This window comes from Variovorax sp. VaC1, assembly GCF_043658315.1.
Taxonomy (GTDB): domain Bacteria; phylum Pseudomonadota; class Gammaproteobacteria; order Burkholderiales; family Burkholderiaceae_C; genus Variovorax.
On the sequence record NZ_JBIGLT010000001.1, the window covers coordinates 322791 to 343474 of the forward strand.

Consider the following 20684-nt stretch of genomic DNA (forward strand, 5'->3'; position numbering starts at 1 on the left):
TCGCCCGATGGCTTGTTTTTGGGGCGCTGTGATTCAGCGCACAGGCGCCTCGAGCATCAGCCGCAGTCGCGTGACATTGGGGTTGCCCGGATCGCGCTGCACCTTGAAACCCAGCTTGCGCGCCAGGTGCAGCATCGCGAGGTTGTCGAACAGGGTGATGTCCGCCAGCTGCCGCACGCCGGCCTGGGCGGCCGCATCGATCAGCTTGCGCATGAGTTTTTCGGCCAGTCCGCGGTGCTGCCAGGCATCGGCGATGACCACGGCGAATTCGGCCGTCGTTGCTGTCTCCGGCGTGTCGCCGCGCACGTAGCGCACCACGCCCATCTGCTGCTCGGCGCCATCGGCTCCGGTGGTCGCGATCAGCGCCAGCTCGCGGTCGTAGTCGATGTGGGTCATGCGCCAGAGTTCGTCGGGCTGCGGCTTGCGCGGCGACAGCAGGCGGTGGTAGCCCGTTTCGTTCGACAGCCCCGCCACGAAGGCGGAGTGCATGTCGAAGTCTTCCGCGCGGATCGGGCGGATGCGCACCGGCGTGCCGTCGCGCAGTTGCCAGTCCTCGACCAGGTGGCTGGGATAGTCGAGGGCCGGCATGGCGGCATCAGCCGATGACTTCGGGCCAGTCCGTGTGGAAGAACTGGCCTTCGGGCTTGTCGATGCGCTCGTAGGTGTGGGCGCCGAAGAAGTCGCGCTGCGCCTGCAGCAGGTTGGCCGGCAGCCGCTCCGTGCGGTAGCTGTCGTAGTAGGCCAGCGACGCGCTGAACGCCGGCACCGGAATGCCGTTGCTCACCGCCAGCGCCACCACTTCGCGCCAGCTTTGCTGCGTGCGGTTGAGCAGGTCCTTGAAGAACGGGTCGAGCATCAGGTTGCCCAGCGCCGGATCGGTGCGGAAGGCGTCGGTGATTCGGTTCAAAAAGCGCGCGCGGATGATGCAGCCGCCGCGCCAGATCGACGCGATGCCGCCCAGGTCGAGCTTCCAGTCCTTCTTGTCGCCCATCGTCTTGATGAGGTCGAAGCCCTGCGTGTAGCTGATGACCTTCGAGGCATAGAGCGCGTCGTGCACCTTGGCCACCAGTGCCTTCTTCTCGAGCGACAGTTCGATCTTCGGCCCCTGCAGCAGCTTGCTGGCCACCACGCGCTGCTTCTTCTGCGACGACAGCACGCGCGCCTCGACGGCGGCGTTGATGGTGCTGATGACCACCGCGTTCTCAGCCGCGTTGATGAGCGTCCACTGGCCCGTGCCCTTCTGGCCGGCCTTGTCGAGGATCAGGTCGACGATCGGCTTGCCCGTTTCCGGGTCTTTCTGCTCCAGCGCCTTGGCGGTGATCTGGATCAGGTAGCTCTGCAGCTCGCCGTCGTTCCACTCGTTGAAGATCGCGGCCATTTCGTCGGTGCTGAAGCCGGCCGCCTTGAACAGGCTGTAGGCCTCGCAGATGAGCTGCATGTCGCCGTACTCGATGCCGTTGTGCACCATCTTCACGTAGTGGCCCGCGCCGCCGGGGCCGATGTGAATCACGCAAGGCTCGCCATCGACCTTGGCCGCGATGCTCTCGAAGATCGGCTTCATCACCTCCCAGGTGGACAGCGGTCCGCCCGGCATGATCGACGGGCCCTTGCGCGCGCCTTCCTCGCCGCCCGATACGCCCGCGCCGATGAAGCGCAGGCCTTTGCTCGAGAGGTACGCGTCGCGGCGCTCGGTGTCGGTGTAGAGGCTGTTGCCGCCGTCGATGACGATGTCGTCCTTGTCGAGCAGCGGAATGAGCTGCTCGATCACCTGGTCGACCGGCGCGCCGGCCTTGACCATGATCTGGATCTTGCGGGGCTTGGCCAGGCTTTGAACGAACTCTTCGAGCGTCTTGGCGCCCACCAGTTTCTTGCCGGGGTTGGCGGCGACGAAGGCCTCGGTGGTGGCTTCGGTGCGGTTGTAGACGCTGACCTGGAAGCCGCGGCTTTCCACGTTCAGCACGAGGTTTTGGCCCATCACGGCCAGGCCGATCAGTCCGAAATCGCTTTTGTTGCTCATGGCCCTTCTTTCGTGTGCGGTAGGAGACGGTTGGATATGGCGGCCATTGTGCCGGGGGGCGCGCCGGGGCGCCGTCGGAGAGCGTCTATACCCGCTTGGCAAATGCGCCCGGGCTGGCTATGTTGGCGGCATGAACGCCATCGCCCCCGCACCCGCCCCTGCAGCGATCCACACCTGGTCGACCGACACCGTGCCGCCTGCGCAGCGGCTGGACTACTGGGTCGGCGCGGTCTGCGAAGGCTTTCTGGAGATGGACGTGACCAGCCCGGCGGCGGAGGATTTCGGGGCCACGCTGGTGTCGGCGCCGCTCGGCCCCATCGTCGTCAACGAGGTGCGCGGCAGCGCACAGGACGTCTATCGCACGCGCCGGGCCATTGCCCAGAGCCGCCACAACTACTTCTACCTGCTGTGCAAGACCGACTCGGCCTGGGTCGCCGTGCAGGACGGCCGCGCCGCGCGCCTGCTGCCGGGCGACGCGGTGCTGGTCGATTCGCGCCGCCTCTATGAATTTCATCTGCTGCAGTCGGCCGACACCATCTCGCTCGAGCTGCCGACCGCCTGGGTCGACGCATGGCTGCCCGACGCCGGCGACCTGGTGGCGCGGCGCATCGACGGACAGGCGGGTTGGGGCGGCGTGCTCAGCAGCTTCGTGCGCCAGTTGACGCCGGCACTGGCTACCAACCCGCCGCTGCCGGCCGAGCTGCTGGGCGACCAGCTCGGCGGCCTGCTGGCACTGGCCATGGGGCGTGGCCCCGTGCAGGCGCCGGACGAGGGACGTGCGGCCTTGCGGCGGCGTGTGCTGGAAGCCACGCGCGAGCGCCATGCCGAACCCGGCCTGACGGCCGCTAGTGTGGCGCGCGGGCTGGGCATTTCGGAACGCAGCCTGCATCGCTGCCTGGGCGAGGGCGCCACCACCTTCGCGACCGCGCTGGCCGGCTTTCGCATGCAGGCGGCGCAGCGCATGCTGCGCGATGTGCGCTTCGACCGCCTGAGCATTGCGGAGATCGGGTTTCGCGTCGGGCTGGCCGATGCATCGCACTTCGTTCGTCAGTGCCGCCGGCATCTGGGCGGCACGCCCGGCGAACTGCGTCGTCGCCGTTGACGCAACGCAACCCCGCGCTCAGATGCTGCGCAGGTTGACCCGTTTCGACAGTTCTTGCGCGCTCTCGCGCCGCTCGCTGTAGCGGTCGACCAGATGGTCCGCGCAATCGCGCGTGAGCAGCGTGAACTTGACCAGCTCTTCCATCACGTCGACCACGCGCTCGTAGTACGGCGAAGGCTTCATGCGGCCGCTCTCGTCGAATTCGAGAAAGGCCTTGGCCACCGACGACTGGTTGGGGATGGTGAGCATGCGCATCCAGCGCCCGAGCACGCGCAACTGGTTCACCGCGTTGAACGATTGCGAGCCGCCCGACACCTCCATGACCGCGAGCGTCTTGCCTTGCGTGGGTCGCACCGAGCCGACGGAAAGCGGTATCCAGTCGATCTGCGCCTTCATGATCCCGGTCATCGCGCCGTGGCGTTCGGGCGATGTCCACACCATGCCTTCGGCCCATTGCGCAAGGTCGCGCAGTTCCTGCACCTTCGGATGGTCGTCGGGTGCGCCGTCGGGCAGCGGAAGGCCGTGGGGGTTGTAGATGCGGGGCTCGGCACCCATGGCGCACAGAAGGCGCGCGGCCTCTTCGGTCAGCAGGCGGCTGTAGGAGCGCTCGCGCAGCGATCCGTAGAGCAGCAGGATGCGCGGGGCGTGGGTGGCGCGCCTGGCGGGCAGCAGGCGTTGCAGGTCCGGCTTGCGGAACGCCTCGGCATCGAGGTTGGGCAGTTCAAGGCTTGGCGACACGCTGGCCCTTTGCATCGATGACCATCTCGCCGTCTTCCTTGGTGAAGGGGCCGCGCTGCGGGTGCGGCAGGATGTCGAGCACCGCCTCGGACGGCCGGCACAGGCGCGTGGCGATCGGCGTCACCACGATGGGCCGGTTGATGAGGATGGGGTGCTGCAGCATGAAGTCGATCAACTGGTCGTCGCTCCACTTCGGATCGTCCAGGCCCAGCTCGTCGTAGGGCGTGCCCTTGCGGCGCATTGCCTCGCGCACCGGCATCGCCATCGCGGCGATCAGGCGCTGCAGCGTGGCGCGGTCGGGCGGGTGCTTCAGGTACTCGATGACCTCGGGCTCGTCGCCCGTGTTGCGGATCAATGCGAGCACGTTCCTGGACGTGCCGCAGGCGGGGTTGTGATAGATCGTGATGTCGCTCATGGTGTGGCGTCTTGAGGTAAGTCTTGAGGGGTGGATGCGTCAGCCGATGCCCAGCCGCAGCGCCAGCGCCGCCAGCGTGACCAGCAGCACCGGCACCGTCAGCACGAAGCCGACCTTGAAGTAGTAGCCCCAGCCGATGGTGGTGCCCTTCTTCGCGAGCACGTGGAGCCACAGCAGCGTGGCAAGGCTGCCGATGGGCGTGATCTTCGGGCCCAGATCGCAGCCGATCACGTTGGCGTAGACCATGGCCTCCTTCACCACGCCGCTCGCGCCCGATGCGTCGATGGACAGCGCGCCGACGAGCACCGTCGGCATGTTGTTCATGACCGATGAGAGCAGGGCCGAGAGCACCCCGGTGCCCAGCGCCGCGGTCCACACGCCGCCCCTGGCGAACACATCGAGCAGCGATGCGATGTGGCCTGTCAGCCCGGCGTTGCGCAGCCCGTAGACCACGAGGTACATGCCCAGCGAGAAGACGACGATCTGCCACGGTGCCTCGCGCAGCACCTTGCGCGTGTCGATCGCATGGCCGCGCGCCGCCACCGCGAACAGCACCACGGCACCGAAGGCGGCCACGGCGCTGACCGGCACGCCGAGCGGTTCGAGCCCGAAGAAGCCGACGAGCAGCAGCACCAGCACGACCCAGCCCGCGCGAAAGGTCGCGAGGTCGCGCACGGCGGTGGCGGGCGCCTTGAGCTGCGCCACGTCGTAGCGTGCGGGAATGCCGCGGCGGAAATAGAGCATCAGCATCGCCAGGCTGGCGAGCACCGACGCGATGTTCACGGGGACCATGACCGCTGCGTAGTCGCGAAAGCCGATCTTGAAGAAGTCGGCCGACACGATGTTCACGAGGTTCGACACCACCAGCGGCAGGCTCGCCGTGTCGGCGATGAAGCCGGCCGCCATCACGAAGGCCAGCGTGGCGGCGGGCGTGAAGCCGAGCGCGAGCAGCATCGCCATCACGATGGGCGTGAGGATCAGCGCCGCGCCGTCGTTGGCGAAGAGCGCCGACACCGCCGCGCCCAGCAGCACGATGAACGCGAACAGCAGCCGGCCGCGCCCGCCGCCCCAGCGCGCCACGTGCAGGGCGGCCCATTCGAAGAAGCCGGCCTCGTCGAGCAGCAGGCTGATGACGATCACCGCGACGAAGGTGGCGGTGGCGTTCCACACGATGCCCCAGACGACCGGGATGTCCGCAAGGTGCACCACGCCGAGGGCCAGCGCCACCAGCGCGCCGAGCGAAGCGCTCCAGCCGATGCCCAGCCCGCGCGGCTGCCAGATGACGAGCACGAGCGTGCAGATGAAGATGAAAGCGGCAGTCAGCATGTCGGCGAATGCAAGGGGTCGTCAGCAGCCGCAGCCCGCTGCGCCATCGGCAAGGCAGGGCTCGCCCTGGCAGCAGTTTTCCGTGAGGTAGCCGAGCAGGGCGTTCATGCGCTCGAAGGCCGCCCGGTAGACGAGGTTGCGGCCCTGCCGCTCCTGCGAGATCAGCCCCGAGTTCGTCAGCTCCTTGAGGTGGAAGGACAGGCCCGTGGCCGGCACGTCGAGCGCCTCGGTCAGCGCGCCCGGCGTCAGGCCTTCGGGCCCGGCCACCACCAGCGCGCGAAACACCCGCAGGCGGATTGGCTGTGCGAGGGCAGCCAAAGATCGAACGACATCGTTTTCTTCCATATTTCAAGTATCGTTGAATTATTGAATGAAGGCAAAGGCCGGGCACGAAACGGCCATCGGGCTGGCAGGCCGCGGCCATCGGCACCGCATTGGTTTTTCTACAGTCGTGCTCCTTCACCCACCACGAAGGAGACAACCATGTCCGACACCTATGTTCTCGTCCATGGCGCCTGGCACACCGGCGCCGAGATCGAAGCCGTGGCCGACGGCCTGCGCGAAGCGGGGCACACCGTGCACTGCCCCACGCTCGCGGGCAATGGCGCCGGCGACGACCGCGCGCACACCGGCCTCGGCGACGCCATCGACTCGGCCGTGCGCTACATCGAAGAGAAAAACTTGACGCAGGTCCGCCTGGCGGGCCACAGCTACGGCGGCATGGTGATCTCGGGCGTGGCCGACCGAATCGCGCACCGGCTGCGCAGGCTGATCTACATCAATGCCTTCGTGCCGCTCGATGGCGAATCGCTCAACGACATGGTGCCGCCGCACTACCTGACGATGTTCGACGCCATCGCCTCAGCGAATGGCAACGCGGTGATGCTGCCCTTCGAGGTCTGGCGCGAGGCCTTCATCAACGATGCCGACCTCGCGCTCGCGCAGGCCGCCTACGAGAAGCTGAACCCGCATCCCTACCGCACCTTCACCGACAAGATCAGGCTGCAGAAGCCGCTGGCCGAACTGGCGCTGGGCAAGTCGTACATCAACTGCCAGCAGGACATCGCGCTGCCGCACAGCCTGCCGTGGCACCCGCGCCTGTCGGAACGGCTGGGTTTGTTCAGGCTCGTGGAATGCCCCGGCAGCCACGAGATGTTTTTCTCGAACCCACGGCGGCTGGCGCAAGCCATCGTCGAAGCGGGTCGGGACTGAGCCCTCGGTTTCAGGCGCCGGGAAACAGCGCGTCGAACACGCGGATCGCTGCGTAGGCGTCGTTCGCCGCATAGCGGATCTGCGCTTCCGTGAGCTGCTTGTGGGCCCAGTTCGAGGTCGTCGCCTTGCGCGACTTGACGAAGCGGCGGTTGAACACCAGCGCCACCGCCGCCTTCACGCCCACCGACTTGCGATAGCCGCGATGGCGGAACTCGGTGTCGATGTCGAACACCGCCTGCGGCTCGATCTGCAGCTTGTTGCGGATCAGCGTGAGGTCGCCCGACAGGCCGAAGCCCACCTTGCGCAGTTCGGTCGATGCGATCAGCGCGGCCACCACCGGGTTGCATTCGGTGCGATGCAGCTGGAACAGCCAGGCCGTGTCGCGCGTGGAGAACTGCACCACGTGCGGGCCGCCGGAGACTTCGTTCTTGGCGAAGGTGGGCTTGGACTCGGTGTCGAAGCCGGCCACGCGCGCGGCCAGCAGCGTGTCGGCAGCGCGTTCGGCGTCTTGCAGCGTGGCAACGACGACGATGTTCTTCAGGCCAAGGCCTTCGAAGGGGTCGAGCAGCGCGATCTGTTCGCGCTCGGGCAAAGGGGGCAACGCGGGGTTGTTGTTGCTCACCGGGGAACTGCTTTCCTGGTCTTCTTCACTGCGGCTTTCTTTGCGGGTGTTTTGCTGGCGGCCTTCTTCTTGGCGGCCGGTGTCTTGTTCTTCGGTGGCTGGCCCGAGCGCAGCGCGGCTTCGTAGGCACGGCGGCCCCACAGGGCGGCTTCTTCGCGGTCTTCGAACAGGTCGGCCGGCGCCTGCCGGTACGACATCGGCATCGCCTTGCCCTGCCGCTCGTAGGTGAAGGGTGGCAGGTTCAGCCTGTCGAAGTGCGGGCCGCTTTCGGCATCGGCCTTCAGGTAGAGCGTGTCGCGGGCCACCAGCGCGATCATGCGGCCCTCGTGCCACACGCCGTGGCCGCCGAACATGCGGCGCGTTTCGATGCGGCCGAGGCGCTCGAAGATTTCATGCAGGCTCTGGACGAAGGCGCTCATGGTGCGGGCCTTGTGTTGCTGTTCATGCGGTGATCTCGATGCGGTTGCCGTCGGGGTCGAGCACCACGCTCTCGTAGTAGCCGTCGCCGGTGCGGCGCGGGCCATCGAGCAGCGGGTAGCCGTCGCTCTTCAGGCGCTGGGTGAGTTCGTCGACCGCGGCATCGGAGCCCACGCTGATGGCCAGGTGCGTCCAGCCCATGCGCTGCGCGCCGGCTTCGACCGCCACGGGCGAGAGCGTGCTGGTGGTCATGGCCTCGATGCGCGCGCCGTCGCCCAGGCTCAGGAAGCACGAGGCAAAACCCTTCGCCGGATTGACATAGCCCGCGCCGGCCGTGGCGCCGAAGTAGTCGATGTAGAAGCGCTTGCAGCGTTCGAGGTCGGTGGTCCAGAGTGCGATGTGGTCGATGCGCATGGAGAAGAAAAAATCGGGGAGCCGTTCAACCCACGCGCCACGGCGGGCGCGAAGGCGACCAATGGTAGGCAATGCGTTCGCGGCCGCTGGTCGGGTGCCGGTCGACCGTGCCGCGTTCGAGGCCATAGCGTTCGTAGAAGCGCTGGGCCGAGGTGTTGGTGGTGGCCACGTGCAGCCGCCAGCCGGTGGGAATGCGCACGCAGGCTTCGTCGAGCAGCGCCTTGCCCAGTCCCTGGTTGCGCAGGTGCGGCTCGACAAAGAGCTGGGCCACGTACTCGCGCCGCTCCAGCAGCACCATGAAGGCCAGCACCTGCCCGTCGCGCTCTGCCAGCACGACTTCGGCGGGCGGCACGAATTCGGTTTGCACGCGGTGCAGCCAGTGCGCGATCGGCTCGATGGAAACGGCGCCCCGGTTGGCGGAAATCCACGCGCGGCGCCAGATACCGGCCAGCACCATGCTCTCTTCGGCGGAGCCATCGCGCGACCGCAAATGGAAGGCAGGAATTTGAGCGGCGGACATGCGTTCCATGATACGGCGCGTGCCCGCCAAGGTCGATCAGCCGTGCAGCGTTTGCGCGTGATGCGCGATGTGGTCGGCCATGAAGCTCTGGATGAAGTAGTAGCCGTGGTCGTAGCCCGCGTGGCGGCGCAGCGTGAGCGGCTGGCCGGCCGCGAAGCAGGCGGCCTCGAACGCTTCGGGGTGCAGTTGCTCGGCCAGGAATTTGTCGACCAGGCCCTGGTCGATCAGGATGCCGTGGGGATAGGGCGCGACGGTCTGCGACTGCATCAGCGCGCTGGCGTCGTGCGCCAGCCACTGGGCGCGGTCGTCACCGGGCGCGCCCAGGTAGCCGCTGAACGCCTTCTTGCCCCACGGGCATTGCGTGGGCGCGCAGATCGGCGCGAAGGCCGACAGCGACTTGAAGCGCCCCGGGTGCCGCATGGCGAGCGTGAGCGCGCCGTGGCCGCCCATCGAGTGGCCGAAGATGCCCAGGCGCTGGCCGTCGATGGCGAAGTGCTGCGCCACCAGCGGCAGCAGCTCGTGGACGATCCAGCTTTCCATGCGCCAGTGGGTGGACCAGGGTTCGGCGGTCGCGTCGAGGTAGAAGCCGGCGCCGATGCCGAAGTCCCAGTCGTCTTTCGCACCCGGCAGGCTTTCGGGCTCGGCGCCGCGCGGGCTGGTGTCGGGCGCGATCAGCGCGAGGCCCAGGCTCGCGGCCATGCGCTGGGCGCCGGCCTTGGTCGCGAAGGTTTCCTCGTTGCAGGTCAGGCCCGCAAGGTAGAGCAGGGCGGGCACGCGCTCAAGCGCGGCCTGCGGCGGCAGGTAGACCGAGAAGCGCATCGGCAACCCGATCTCGTGCGAGCGGTGCTCGTGAAAGCTCTGCACGCCACCGAAGGCGTGGTGCTCGGAAAGGGTCTTGAGGGTGGTGTCGGTCATCGGGGGGAGTTGTGCAGTGCGGGCACCAGTTCGAGCACGGCGTCGGCGAAGGTGCGTGGCGCTTCCTGGGGCATGTTGTGGCCCACGCCCGGTACGAGGCGGTGCGAGCGGGGGCCGCTGAAGCGGTGCGCGTGGGCCGAGGCCTCGGCCGGCGGGCGCACGCCGTCGTCGATGCCGTCGAAGGTGATGGTGGGCACGGTGATCGCGGGCTGGGCCGCGAGGCGGCGCTCGATGTCCGCATACGCCGGATCGCCGGACACGAGGCCGAAGCGATGGCGGTACGACTGGATCACCACGTCCACGAAATCAGGGTGGTCGAACGCGGCGGCGCTGCGCTCGAAGGTGGCGTCGTCGAACTTCCATGTGGGCGACCACAGCTTCCACAGCAGATTCGTGAACGCCTTGCGGTCTTTCGCGAGCCCGGCGCGGCCGCGTTCGCTGTGAAAGTAGTACTGGTACCAGAGGCTGTGTTCGTTGGCCGGTGCGTCCGGCTCCATCGCCTTGGCGATGTTCTGGATGTTGTAGCTGTTGAAGGACACCAGCCCCGCGCAGCGCTCGGGCCACAGCGCCGCCACCACGCAGGCGGCGCGCCCGCCCCAGTCGTAGCCGGCCAGCACCGCGCGCGGAATGGCCAGCGCATCGAGCAGCGCGAGCAGGTCGGCACCCAGTGCGGCCTGTTCGCCCGAACGCGGCGTGGTGTCGCTCAGGAAGCGCGTGGCGCCATAGCCGCGCAGGTACGGCACGATCACGCGGCAGCCTTGCGCCGCGAGCATCGGCGCCACTTCGGCGTAGGTGTGGATGTCGTACGGAAAGCCGTGCATCAGCAGCACGGGCGGGCCGTCGGCGGGCCCGGTCTCGAAGTACGCGATGTCGAGGACGCCCGCCTCGACCTTGCGCAAGGGTTCCATGCGGTTCATGGCGGGGCGCCTCCCGTCGACTTCAGTAGAGAACCACGCCGCGGATCGACTCGCCGCGCTTCATCAGGTCGAAGCCCTTGTTGATGTCTTCCAGCGGCATGGTGTGCGTGATCAGGTCGTCGATGTTGATCTTGCCTTCCATGTACCAGTCGACGATCTTCGGCACGTCGGTGCGGCCGCGCGCGCCGCCGAAAGCCGAGCCTTCCCATTTGCGGCCGGTGACCAGCTGGAACGGCCGCGTGCTGATTTCTGCACCCGCCTCGGCCACGCCGATGATGATGCTGCGGCCCCAGCCCTTGTGCGTGCATTCGAGCGCCTGGCGCATCACCTTGGTGTTGCCGATGCACTCGAAGCTGTAGTCGGCACCGCCGTCGGTCAGCTGCACGATGGCATCGACGACGTTCTCGGTGTCCTTGGGGTTGATGAAGTGCGTCATGCCGAACTTGCGGGCCATGGCCTCGCGCTCGGGGTTCAGGTCGACGCCGATGATCTTGTCGGCGCCCACCATCTTGGCGCCCTGGATCACGTTCAAGCCGATGCCGCCGAGGCCGAACACCACCACGTTGGCGCCGGCTTCGACCTTGGCCGTGAAGATCACCGCGCCGATGCCGGTGGTGACGCCGCAGCCGATGTAGCAGACCTTGTCGAAGGGCGCGTCTTCACGGATCTTGGCGAGCGAGATTTCCGGCGCGACGGTGTAGTTGCTGAAAGTGCTGGTGCCCATGTAGTGGGCGATCGGCTGGCCGTCGAGGCTGAAGCGGCTGGTGCCGTCGGGCATCTGGCCCTTGCCCTGCGTGCCGCGGATCAGCTGGCACAGGTTGGTCTTGCGCGAGAGGCAGAACTTGCACTGGCGGCACTCGGGCGTGTACAGCGGAATGACGTGGTCGCCCTTCTTGAGCGTGGTGACGCCGGGGCCGACGTCGACCACGATGCCTGCGCCTTCATGGCCGAGGATCGCGGGGAAGATGCCTTCGGGGTCGGCGCCCGAGAGCGTGTAGTAGTCGGTGTGGCAGATGCCGGTGGCCTTGATCTCGACCAGCACTTCGCCGAAACGGGGGCCGTCGAGGTCGACGGTTTCGATGGTGAGCGGGGCTCCGGATTTCCAGGCGACGGCGGCTTTGGTTTTCATGGCGGGTTCGGGGAAAAGAGGGAGGGGAAAAGGCGCGAAGGCCCAAGGATACTCAGGCGGGGCCGGCAGGGAAGATACCCGACATGCCAATGAACCCGGGCAGGTGTCGGAAATCCCAGACCCAGTTTCGAAGGGCCGGAAACTCGTCCAGCGAAATGCCGCCTTCGCCGGCCAGCGCGACGTACGGAAAGCAGGCCAGGTCGGCAATGGTCGGCTCGGGCGCCGAGGCCAGCCAGTGCAGGCCCATGCTGGCCTGTTCGGCGAGGTGGTCGTCGAGCACGCGGAACACGGCGCGCGCGCCGGCGCGGCAGGCGTCGATGTCGAGATGGTGGTAGCCGAGCGCGTCGTGCAGCCGTGCGGCCGAGGCGGTGCGCGTGATGTCGTCGGCGGTGGCGAGCCACATCGCGATCTGGCCGCGCAGCTTCGGGTCGTCGGGATACCAGTGGCCCTGCGCGTCGTGGTGGCTCGCCAGGTAGACCAGGATGGCCTGTGCATCGCGCAGCAGGAAGCCGCCGTCGTCGATCACCGGGAGCTGGCCGAGCGGGTTGACGTTCGCGAGGAAGGCGGCCGACTTGTGCTCGCGTCCGGGGTAGAAATCGACCGGCACGGTTTCATGGGCGACGCCGAGCCACGCCAGCATCTGCCGCACCTTGAAGCAGTTGCCCGAGAGCGGGTAGTCGTAGAGCTTCAGCATCTTGGTCATGCGGCGGCCCTCACGCCGAAGCGCATGCCGCGCTCGCGCAGCCAGCGGCGGTAGGTCACGGACGAGGTGTCGCCGCGCGTGGGCGTTTCGGCGCGGCCTTCGAGCGGCATGCGCTTGAAGGCGTGGTTCTCCAGGATCGGCTTGTCCTGGCCGAAGATCGTGTGCTGGAAGGCGATGAGCTCGGCATCGGTGGAGTCGTCGTCGTAGCAGGCGAGGACCGTGTGGGCGATCACATGCTCGTCGTCGATGGGCTGCAGGAAGAGGCCGATGGCATCGAGTTCGCCGGCGCGAAAGCTCGACTTGTAGAGCATGGCCGAGAAGGGCTGCATCACGCGGTACTTGTAGAGCACCTCGCTGCCCGAATCGTGCGCGGCCGAGGCGCGCGGTTGCCAGAAGCGGCAGTCGGTGGCCCAGATCTCGCCGGTGGCCGGTTCGACCTGCACCCGGTATTGCGCCACCTCGGTGTGCGGCACCTTGCCGAGATAGTCGGCGTGCACGAAGGGGAAGTGCGCCATGTCCAGGAAGTTCTCGATCACCCGCAGGCCAGACACCGCAACGCCGATGCCGCCGCAGTCGATGGTGCGGCGGCCGGGCTCGCTGTATTCGGGGAAGTCGAACAGCGGGCGCGCGGGCTGGCCGCTGGGGCAGACCCAGAGGTAGCCGTAGCGGGAATGCACCAAGAGCGGCTGATCACCCAAGCGGCATTGGGGCGTGCCGTCGGCGTCGATCCAGAGCCGCGCCGTTTCGCCGAGCAGGCGGGTGGTGCGTGGCTCGGCCGTGGCGGGTCCGACGACCAGCCAGTCGTTGCGGATGTTGGGGTCGTCGGTGACGAAGGGCATGGCTTCTTCTTTCAACCTTTGGGAAAGGCTTCGATCTCGCTGCGCAGGCGGCGGACGGCGGTGTGCAGGACCGCCATTGCATTCGAGGCGGGGTCCGCATCGCTCCAGAAATGCACGAAGGCGAGGTGGGGCTGGGCGTCGAGGACGAGAGCGACAGTGTTGGCCTCATCGAGCTGGCCGCGCCATGCGTCAGATGCCCCATCGGCGAACAGGCCGCGCCGGGCCAGCATTTCGCGCACCGTGCCGGCGGGTGCGCGCACGGTCAATGTTCGGCAGAAGCGCCAGCCGGCGGGGACGGCGTTGGCCAGTTCTGCGGGCGCAACGAGGGGCTCGGGCGACAGGTGAACCCAGAGCATTCCCGCCGCCTCGGCTACGTTGAATGTCTTCGCGCAGACGTTGCGCGGCGCCTGCATGGCCGGGTGCGCCGGGATGCTCGTACATTGCCCGCTGCCGGCCGCGTACTGCCAGCCGTGGTAAGCGCAGGCCAGCCGGTTCTCGATCACCTGGCCGAGCGTGAAGCGCACGCTGCGGTGCGGGCAGCGGTTCTCCCATGCTTGCGCGGTGCCGTCGGTCGAACGCCAGAGGGCGAACTCCTGGCCTTCGGCAAAGCCGGCGACGATGTTGGCGCCGGGGCGCAGGTCGGCCGACCGTGCCACGGGATGCCAGGGGGCGGTGTTGCTTGTGTTCATGGTGCGTGGGGCGGCAGGGGCGTGGGGCTCGGTGCCGGTGATGGCATAGCATTGGCGCCACCCCGGCCGTGCCGTCTACCGTACCGCGTCTGCCGCATCGAAGAAAGCCATATGAAGAGACGCAACTTTTCATTCCTGCAACGCCGGCCCGTGCCCGCATGAGCCGCATCGATCTCGCACTGGTCGAGGCCTTCGTGCTGGTCGCAAGGAGCGGCAGCCTCACCAAGGCCGAAAGCCTCTCGGGCGTGTCGAAGGCCACCTTGAGCCGGCAGCTCACGCGGCTCGAAAAACTGCTGGGCGCGCAACTGCTGATGCGCAGCCCGCGCCGCATCACGCTCACCGAGGCCGGCCGCGCTTTCTTTGCGCGCAGCGAAGGGCTGCTCGACGAGGTGACGGGCCGGCTCGAAGCCGCCAGCACCGAGATCCACGAGCTGACCACCGGCGTGTCGGGCAGCCTCTCGCTGCTGTCCGACACGCAGTTCAGCACCTCCTTCGTCTGCCACGTGGTCAAGCTGTTCCTGGAGTCGCATCCGAACGTGCGCTGCCAACTCGACGTGGCGAACGGCTTCCATGCGCCGCAGGTCGGCGACGTCGATTGCTATGTGTGCTCGGAGCCGCCCGATGCGCCGAACCTCGTGGCCAAGCTGCTGGGCAAGCTGAACTACGGGCTCTATGCGAGCCCGCAGTACCTGGCGCGCCACGGCACGCCGCAGGCGCCCGATGAACTGTCACGGCACCAGTCGATCGTGATGAAGGCGCCTTCAGGGCAGTCGCAGGTGCTGCTGGTGTCGGGGGCCTCGGGCAGCCATGCCTTTCGCCCGGAGCCCGCCTTCGAGACCAACGACCACTGGGTCATGAAGACCTTCTGCATCGACGGCCTGGGCATTGCGCTGCTGCCGGCCTTCTTCGTGCGGCCCGAGGTGGAGCAGGGCGTGCTGGTGCCGGTGCTGCCGCAGTGGCAGCCCGAGCCGCGCCGCATTTACTGCGCCTACCAGCGGCAGCGCTACATGGGCCAGAAGCTGCGCGATTTCGTCGACCTGATGGCGCGCTGCGTGGTGGACATCGACTCGTACAACTACTACGTCGGATCGTCGGCAGCCAAGCGCCGCAGGGCCGGCACAAGACCATAATTGGCGCCGTCCGACTGCTGCCCTCATGGCCTTACTCATCATGAAGAAAATACTCGTCCTCAACGGCCCCAACCTCAACCTGCTCGGCACGCGCGAGCCCGAGCAATACGGTCGCGACACGCTGGCCGACGTCGAGCGCCTGTGCAAGGAAACGGGTGCGAAGCACGGTGTCGAGATCGAATGCCGCCAGTCGAACCACGAAGGCGTGCTGATCGACTGGATCCAGGAAGCCGGCCGCGAAGTGGCCGCCGGCAACATGCTGGGCGTGGTGATGAACCCCGGTGCCTACACCCACACCTCGATCGCGCTGCACGATGCGATCAAGGGCGCGAGCGTGCCGGTGATCGAGCTGCACATCTCGAACGTGCATGCGCGCGAAGAGTTTCGCCATCACTCCTACATCTCGCCCGCCGCGCGCGGGATCATCGTGGGGCTGGGCGCGAAGGGCTACACGCTGGCCATCGCAGCGCTGGTGCCTTGAGCGGCGGCGCCCGCCGCCGCTAGTTCTGCTGCCTGGGCGCCGCGGCTTTCCAGCTGCGGCTGATGCGCCCGGCGCTGTCGATGCTCTCGAGGTGCACGTCGAAGCCCCAGAGCCTTGCGACGTGCTTCAGCACTTCTTCCGCACCGTCGTGCAACGGCAGGTTGTTGCGTTGCGTATGACGCAGCGTCAGCGAGCGGTCGCCGCGCGTGGCCACGTTCCACACCTGGATGTCGGGCTCGCGGCTGCTGATGTCGTACTGGCGTGACAGCGACTCGCGCAAGGCGTGGTAGCCGCTGTCGTCGTGAATGGCCGACACCTCGAGCTCGGATTCGCTCTGGTAGTCGCGGATCGAGAACAGGCGGAAGTCGCGCATCGTCTTCGGGCTCAGGAACTGGCCGATGAAGCTCTCGTCCTTGAAGTTGCGCATGGCGTAGTCAAGCGTCTTGAGCCAGTCGCTGCCTGCGAAGTCGGGGAACCAGCGGCGGTCTTCCTCGGTCGGCTTCTCGCAGACGCGCCGCAGATCGGTGTACATCGCGAAGCCCAGCGCATACGGATTGATGCCGCTGTAGGCGCGGTGCCCCACCGGCGGCTGGAAGATCACGCCCGTGTGCGAGCTGAGCCACTCCATCATGAAGCCGTCGGCGAGCTGGCCGCGGTCGTACATGGTGTTGAGCAGCGTGTAGTGCCAGAAGGTGGCCCAGCCTTCGTTCATGACCTGCGTCTGGCGCTGCGGATAGAAGTACTGCGCGATCTTGCGCACGATGCGCACCACCTCGCGTTGCCAGGGTTCGAGCAGCGCGGCGTTCTTCTCGATGAAGTAGAGCAGGTTCTCCTGGGGCTCCGGCGGAAAGCGCCGCCCGGCTTCGGACTCGGCGGCCTGCTCGGCGCGTCGCGGCAACGTGCGCCAAAGGTCGTTGACCTGCTGCTGCATGTGGCGCTCGCGGTCCGCGCGCTGTGCGCTTTCCTGCGCCAGCGAGCGCTTCTGCGGACGGCGATAGCGGTCGACGCCGTAGTTCATCAGCGCGTGGCAGGAGTCGAGCAATTCTTCGACTGCATCGAGGCCGTGGCGCTCTTCGCACTCGGCGATGTAGTGCCGCGCATAGACGAGGTAGTCGATGATGGACGACGCATCGGTCCACATCCGGAACAGGTAGTTGCCCTTGAAGAAGCTGTTGTGGCCGTAGGCCGCGTGGGCGATCACCAGGGCCTGCATGGCCATGGTGTTTTCTTCCATCAGGTAGGCGATGCACGGGTCGGAGTTGATGACGATCTCGTACGCCAGGCCCATGTGGCCGCGCTTGTAGTTCTTCTCGGTCGCGATGAACTGCTTGCCGTACGACCAGTGTCTGTAGATCATGGGCATGCCCACGCTGGCGTAGGCGTCCATCATCTGCTCGGCCGTGATCACTTCGAGCTGGTTGGGGTACACGTCCAGGCCGTAGCCCTTGGCGGTCTTGGCGATCTCGGTGTGGTAGGTCTCGATCAGCTCGAAGGTCCAGTCGGAGGGGCTGGGCAGGCGCTCCAGGACACGGTCGGGCGGAGGGCGGTCGGTGTTCATGAGTTGACCCCTTCCTTCTTGAACAGGTCACGGAAGACCGGGTAGATGTCTTGCGCGTCGGACACCTTGCGCATGGCGAAGTTGGGCTGCACGCCTTCGAGCTGCTGGTACTCCTGCCACAGGTTCTGCTCGGTCTCGGCCACCTGCACGTACGCGTAGTAGCGCACCACCGGCAGGATGTTGTCGACCAGCAGCTCGCGGCAGCGGCCGCTGTCCTGGTGCCAGTTGTCGCCGTCGCTGGCCTGCGCGCCGTAGACGTTCCATTCGCCGCTGGGGTAGCGCGCCTTGATGATCTCGTCCATCAGCACCAGCGCGCTCGACACCACCGTGCCGCCGGTTTCGGTGGCATGGAAGAACTCTTCTTCGGTCACTTCCTGTGCCTGCGTGTGATGGCGCAGGAACACGAGGTCGATTTTTTCGTAGTGCCGCGTGAGGAACATGTACAGCAGCATGAAGAAGCGCTTGGCCATGTCCTTGCGCGCCTCGTCCATCGAACCCGACACGTCCATCAGGCAGAACATCACGGCCTTGGCACTGGGCACCGGTGTCTTCACGCGGTTGCGGTAACGCAGGTCGATGGGGTCGATGTAGGGCACGTGCCGCATGGTGCGGCGCAGCTCGGCGATGCGCTCCTCGACCTCGTGGATTTCTTTCTGGACCAGCGCCGATGTCACCTGCGGATGCTGCTGGAGGCGCTCGAGCTGCGCTTCGAGGCGCTTGAGTTCCTTGCGCGGTTCGCCGCCAAGCGCGATGCGCCGTGCCAGCGCCCCGCGCATCGAGCGCACCACGTGCAGGTTGTTGGGCGAGCCGTCGCTCGTGAAGCCGGCGCGGTGGCTCTTCCACTCGGGCACGTCGGCGATCTGCGTGCGGATGAGGTGCGGCAGCGCGAGGTCGTCGAAAAACACGCGCATGAATTCTTCGCGCGTGAGGTGAAAGACGAAGTCGTCCTCGCCTTCGCCGCTGTCGCTGGCCTCGCCGCTGCCGGAACCGCCGCCCGCGCCGCCTTCGGGTCGCTTGATGCGGTCGCCCTTCAGGTACTCCTGGTTGCCTGGGTGCACGTACTCGCGGTCACCGCCACGGGCGTGGCCGAACACCGGTTCGGACACATCGTGGCGCGGCAGGGTCACGTCTTCGCCTTGCTCCAGTTCGCGGATGTTGCGGCCGCTGACGGCGCGCCTCACCGCTTCCTGGATCTGCCCCTTGTAGCGCCGAAGGAAGCGCTCGCGGTTGCCAATGGACTTGTTCTTGCCCGATAGCCGGCGGTCGATGATCTGCTGCAGGATGGCCACGATGGTTTCAAAGCTCCTTGCAAAAGAGGACGAACGAAGGGTCGTCGTTATGAACTCTTGCGCACGCGCAGGTACCACTCGCACAGCAGGCGAACCTGCTTGGCCGTATAGCCTTTCTCGACCATGCGGGTCACGAAGTCTTCGTGCTTCTTCTGCTCGTCGGCGCTGCTCTTGGTGTTGAAGCTGATCACCGGCAGGAGCTCTTCGGTGTTGGAGAACATCTTCTTCTCGATCACCGCGCGCAGCTTTTCGTAGCTGGTCCACGCCGGGTTGCGCCCCGCGTTGCCGGCCCGTGCGCGCAGCACGAAGTTGACGATCTCGTTGCGGAAGTCCTTCGGGTTGCCGATGCCGGCCGGCCGCTCGATCTTCTCGAGTTCGGCATTGAGCGACGCGCGGTCGAAGACTTCACCGGTGTCCACGTCGCGGAACTCCTGGTCCTGGATCCAGTAGTCGGCGTAGGTCACGTAGCGGTCGAAGATGTTCTGGCCGTACTCGCTGTAGCTCTCCAGGTAGGCGGTCTGGATTTCCTTGCCGATGAACTCGGCATAGCGCGGCGCCAGCAGCTCCTTGATGTAGCTGATGTACTTCTGCTCGATCTCGGGCGGGAACTGCTCGCGCTCGATCTGTTGCTCGAGCACGTACATCAGGTGCACCGGGTTGGCGGCAACTTCGGAGCTGTCGAAGTTGAAGACCTTCGAGATGATCTTGAAGGCGAAGCGCGTCGAGACGCCGCTCATGCCTTCGTCGACGCCCGCGTAGTCGCGGTACTCCTGGATCGACTTGGCCTTGGGGTCGGTGTCTTTCAGGCTCTCGCCGTCGTACACCTGCATCTTGCTGAAGGTGCTGGAGTTCTCGGGCTCCTTCAGGCGCGTGAGCACCGAGAGCTGGGCCATCATGCGCAGCGTGCCGGGGGCGCAGGGCGCCTGGGCCAGCGACGAGTTGCGCACGAGCTTCTCGTAGATCTTGATTTCTTCCGAGGCGCGCAGGCAGTAGGGCACCTTGACGATGTAGATCCGGTCGAGGAAGGCTTCGTTGTTCTTGTTGTTGCGAAAGGCCTTCCACTCGCTCTCGTTGCTGTGCGCCAGCACGATGCCGTCGAAGGGAATGGCGCCGAAGCCTTCAGTGCCCTTGAAGTTGCTTTCCTGCGTGGCGGTCAGCAGCGGGTGCAGCACCTTGATCGGCGCCTTGAACATTTCCACGAACTCCAGCAGGCCCTGGTTGGCCAGGCACAGGCCGCCGGAGTAGGCGTAGGCGTCCGGGTCGTCCTGGGCATAGGTCTCCAGCTTGCGGATGTCGACCTTGCCGACCAGCGAAGAGATGTCCTGGTTGTTCTCGTCGCCGGGCTCGGTCTTGGCGACCGCGATCTGCCGCAGCACCGAGGGGTAGCGCTTGACCACCTTGAACTGGCGGATGTCGCCACCGTATTCCTCGAGCCGCTTGACGGCCCAGGGCGAGAGAATCCGATTCAGGTAGCGACGGGGGATGCTGTATTCCTTTTCAAGGATCTCGCCGTCTTCGATGGTGTCGAACAGGCCCAGGGGCGATTCGTTCACCGGCGAGCCCTGGATGGCATAGAAGGGCACGCGCTCCATGAGCTGCTTCAGGCGCTCGGCGATGGAGCTCTTGCCACCGCCGACGGGGCCCAGCAGGTAAAGGATCTGTTTCTTTTCTTCCAGTCCCTGCGCGGCATGGCGGAAATACGAGACCACCTGTTCTATGGCGTCTTCCATGCCATAAAACTCCTTGAACGCCGGGTAGATCTTGATGACCTTGTTCGCGAAGATCCGCGACAGCCGGGGATCGTTGCGCGTATCGACCAGCTCCGGCTCGCCAATGGCCTTCAGCATGCGCTCGGAGGCGGTGGCATAGGCCGAGGGATCGCGCTTGCAGGTGTCAAGGTAGTCCTGCAGCGAGATGACTTCCTCGCGAGTGCGCTCGTAGCGGGCGGCAAAGTTGCTGATCACATCCATGGTCACGCCTCCATCAGGTCAGTGGGCTTTTGGCCCCGGAGCCTGCAGCAAAGGCAATGCGCGCCATTTAAAAGGTGTGCCCGCCTCCGCTGCCTGCGGTGGAAAACTCCCCTACAACAATCTGCTAACAATCAGCATAAAGCAAAGATTGAACCCGGCAAATCATTTCATAAATCAGAACCACACCAACAAGTAAAGTTCCTCGAAAAAAGAGGAACTACTATTCAATTTTCAGTTAAATTCAAGGGCTCGCTTTCTTAATTATCTCCGGGTGAAAACAC

General features: G+C 66.2%; 23 protein-coding genes. 4 read left to right on the top strand and 19 right to left on the bottom strand.

Annotated features, from left to right (window positions below; genetic code table 11):
- Positions 1-33: 33 nt before the first annotated feature.
- Both ACGLHS_RS01565 and gnd read right to left on the bottom strand, forming a co-directional pair.
- Entirely contained in the window at positions 34-588 is a 555-nt protein-coding gene (locus tag ACGLHS_RS01565; RefSeq protein ID WP_394476240.1) for a GNAT family N-acetyltransferase, read from the bottom strand.
- 7 nt (positions 589-595) lie between these two features.
- Positions 596-2017, bottom strand: a complete 1422-nt coding sequence (gene gnd, locus ACGLHS_RS01570; RefSeq protein ID WP_394476242.1) for a decarboxylating NADP(+)-dependent phosphogluconate dehydrogenase — start codon at positions 2015-2017, stop codon at positions 596-598.
- 130 nt (positions 2018-2147) lie between these two features.
- On the opposite strand from gnd, the gene ACGLHS_RS01575 reads away from it, so the two are divergent.
- On the top strand, positions 2148-3119 hold the full coding sequence (locus ACGLHS_RS01575) for a helix-turn-helix domain-containing protein (RefSeq protein WP_394476244.1): 972 nt from the start codon (positions 2148-2150) through the stop codon (positions 3117-3119).
- Positions 3120-3137: 18 nt separating this feature from the next.
- Here the strand turns inward: ACGLHS_RS01575 and arsH are convergent, their stop codons facing one another.
- The 4 genes from arsH to ACGLHS_RS01595 are packed head-to-tail and all read right to left on the bottom strand — an operon-like array spanning position 3138 to position 5943.
- Positions 3138-3872 (bottom strand): arsenical resistance protein ArsH, encoded by a 735-nt coding sequence (gene arsH, locus ACGLHS_RS01580; protein WP_394476247.1) that lies wholly within the window; start codon positions 3870-3872, stop codon positions 3138-3140.
- A complete protein-coding gene (gene arsC, locus ACGLHS_RS01585; RefSeq protein WP_394476249.1) occupies positions 3841-4272 on the bottom strand; it encodes an arsenate reductase (glutaredoxin) in 432 nt (143 codons plus the stop codon). Before arsC ends, arsH begins: the two co-directional genes overlap by 32 nt.
- A gap of 39 nt (positions 4273-4311) precedes the next feature.
- Positions 4312-5598 (bottom strand): arsenic transporter, encoded by a 1287-nt coding sequence (locus ACGLHS_RS01590; protein WP_394476252.1) that lies wholly within the window; start codon positions 5596-5598, stop codon positions 4312-4314.
- Positions 5599-5619: 21 nt separating this feature from the next.
- A complete protein-coding gene (locus ACGLHS_RS01595) occupies positions 5620-5943 on the bottom strand; it encodes a helix-turn-helix transcriptional regulator (protein ID WP_093236891.1) in 324 nt (107 codons plus the stop codon).
- 138 nt (positions 5944-6081) lie between these two features.
- On the opposite strand from ACGLHS_RS01595, the gene ACGLHS_RS01600 reads away from it, so the two are divergent.
- The gene (locus ACGLHS_RS01600) at positions 6082-6810 is read left to right on the top strand and encodes an alpha/beta fold hydrolase (protein WP_394476255.1); all 729 of its coding nucleotides are present in this window, start codon (positions 6082-6084) and stop codon (positions 6808-6810) included.
- A 10-nt stretch (positions 6811-6820) separates the two neighbouring features.
- Here the strand turns inward: ACGLHS_RS01600 and ACGLHS_RS01605 are convergent, their stop codons facing one another.
- The 10 genes from ACGLHS_RS01605 to ACGLHS_RS01650 are packed head-to-tail and all read right to left on the bottom strand — an operon-like array spanning position 6821 to position 13975.
- Complete coding sequence (locus tag ACGLHS_RS01605; RefSeq protein WP_394476257.1) at positions 6821-7432, bottom strand: 3'-5' exonuclease; 612 nt, start codon at positions 7430-7432, stop codon at positions 6821-6823.
- A complete protein-coding gene (locus ACGLHS_RS01610; protein WP_394476259.1) occupies positions 7429-7851 on the bottom strand; it encodes a TfoX/Sxy family protein in 423 nt (140 codons plus the stop codon). Before ACGLHS_RS01610 ends, ACGLHS_RS01605 begins: the two co-directional genes overlap by 4 nt.
- 22 nt (positions 7852-7873) lie before the next feature.
- Entirely contained in the window at positions 7874-8263 is a 390-nt protein-coding gene (locus tag ACGLHS_RS01615; protein ID WP_394476261.1) for a VOC family protein, read from the bottom strand.
- Positions 8264-8288: 25 nt separating this feature from the next.
- The gene (locus ACGLHS_RS01620) at positions 8289-8783 is read right to left on the bottom strand and encodes a GNAT family N-acetyltransferase (protein WP_394476264.1); all 495 of its coding nucleotides are present in this window, start codon (positions 8781-8783) and stop codon (positions 8289-8291) included.
- 36 nt (positions 8784-8819) lie between these two features.
- A complete protein-coding gene (gene fghA / locus ACGLHS_RS01625; RefSeq protein ID WP_394476266.1) occupies positions 8820-9698 on the bottom strand; it encodes an S-formylglutathione hydrolase in 879 nt (292 codons plus the stop codon).
- Positions 9695-10615 carry an alpha/beta fold hydrolase gene (locus ACGLHS_RS01630; RefSeq protein ID WP_394476268.1) on the bottom strand — a complete coding sequence of 307 codons (921 nt, stop codon included), beginning with the start codon at positions 10613-10615 and terminating at the stop codon, positions 9695-9697. The genes fghA and ACGLHS_RS01630 overlap by 4 nt, the downstream gene beginning before the upstream one ends.
- Before the next feature lie 22 nt (positions 10616-10637).
- Positions 10638-11744, bottom strand: coding sequence for an S-(hydroxymethyl)glutathione dehydrogenase/class III alcohol dehydrogenase (locus ACGLHS_RS01635; protein WP_187108800.1), 1107 nt, complete (start codon positions 11742-11744; stop codon positions 10638-10640).
- A 52-nt stretch (positions 11745-11796) separates the two neighbouring features.
- On the bottom strand, positions 11797-12447 hold the full coding sequence (locus tag ACGLHS_RS01640) for a glutathione S-transferase family protein (RefSeq protein WP_394476271.1): 651 nt from the start codon (positions 12445-12447) through the stop codon (positions 11797-11799).
- Positions 12444-13286: an aromatic ring-hydroxylating dioxygenase subunit alpha gene (locus ACGLHS_RS01645; RefSeq protein WP_394476273.1), complete on the bottom strand. Its 843-nt coding sequence runs from the start codon at positions 13284-13286 to the stop codon at positions 12444-12446. Before ACGLHS_RS01645 ends, ACGLHS_RS01640 begins: the two co-directional genes overlap by 4 nt.
- Positions 13287-13297: 11 nt before the next feature.
- Entirely contained in the window at positions 13298-13975 is a 678-nt protein-coding gene (locus ACGLHS_RS01650; RefSeq protein ID WP_394476276.1) for a Rieske 2Fe-2S domain-containing protein, read from the bottom strand.
- Between the two features lie 158 nt (positions 13976-14133).
- Here ACGLHS_RS01650 and ACGLHS_RS01655 point away from each other — a divergent pair, with 158 nt between their 5' ends.
- Both ACGLHS_RS01655 and aroQ read left to right on the top strand, forming a co-directional pair.
- Positions 14134-15105 (top strand): LysR family transcriptional regulator, encoded by a 972-nt coding sequence (locus ACGLHS_RS01655; protein WP_394476279.1) that lies wholly within the window; start codon positions 14134-14136, stop codon positions 15103-15105.
- 40 nt (positions 15106-15145) lie between these two features.
- Complete coding sequence (gene aroQ / locus ACGLHS_RS01660) at positions 15146-15586, top strand: type II 3-dehydroquinate dehydratase (protein WP_394476281.1); 441 nt, start codon at positions 15146-15148, stop codon at positions 15584-15586.
- A gap of 19 nt (positions 15587-15605) precedes the next feature.
- Here the strand turns inward: aroQ and ACGLHS_RS01665 are convergent, their stop codons facing one another.
- From ACGLHS_RS01665 to ACGLHS_RS01675, 3 genes are read right to left on the bottom strand one after another with little or no spacing between them, the layout of a single operon-like run.
- On the bottom strand, positions 15606-17144 hold the full coding sequence (locus ACGLHS_RS01665; protein WP_093236904.1) for a SpoVR family protein: 1539 nt from the start codon (positions 17142-17144) through the stop codon (positions 15606-15608).
- Complete coding sequence (locus ACGLHS_RS01670; protein ID WP_093236905.1) at positions 17141-18433, bottom strand: YeaH/YhbH family protein; 1293 nt, start codon at positions 18431-18433, stop codon at positions 17141-17143. Before ACGLHS_RS01670 ends, ACGLHS_RS01665 begins: the two co-directional genes overlap by 4 nt.
- Before the next feature lie 47 nt (positions 18434-18480).
- Entirely contained in the window at positions 18481-20403 is a 1923-nt protein-coding gene (locus tag ACGLHS_RS01675) for a PrkA family serine protein kinase (protein ID WP_093236906.1), read from the bottom strand.
- Positions 20404-20684: the final 281 nt, after the last annotated feature.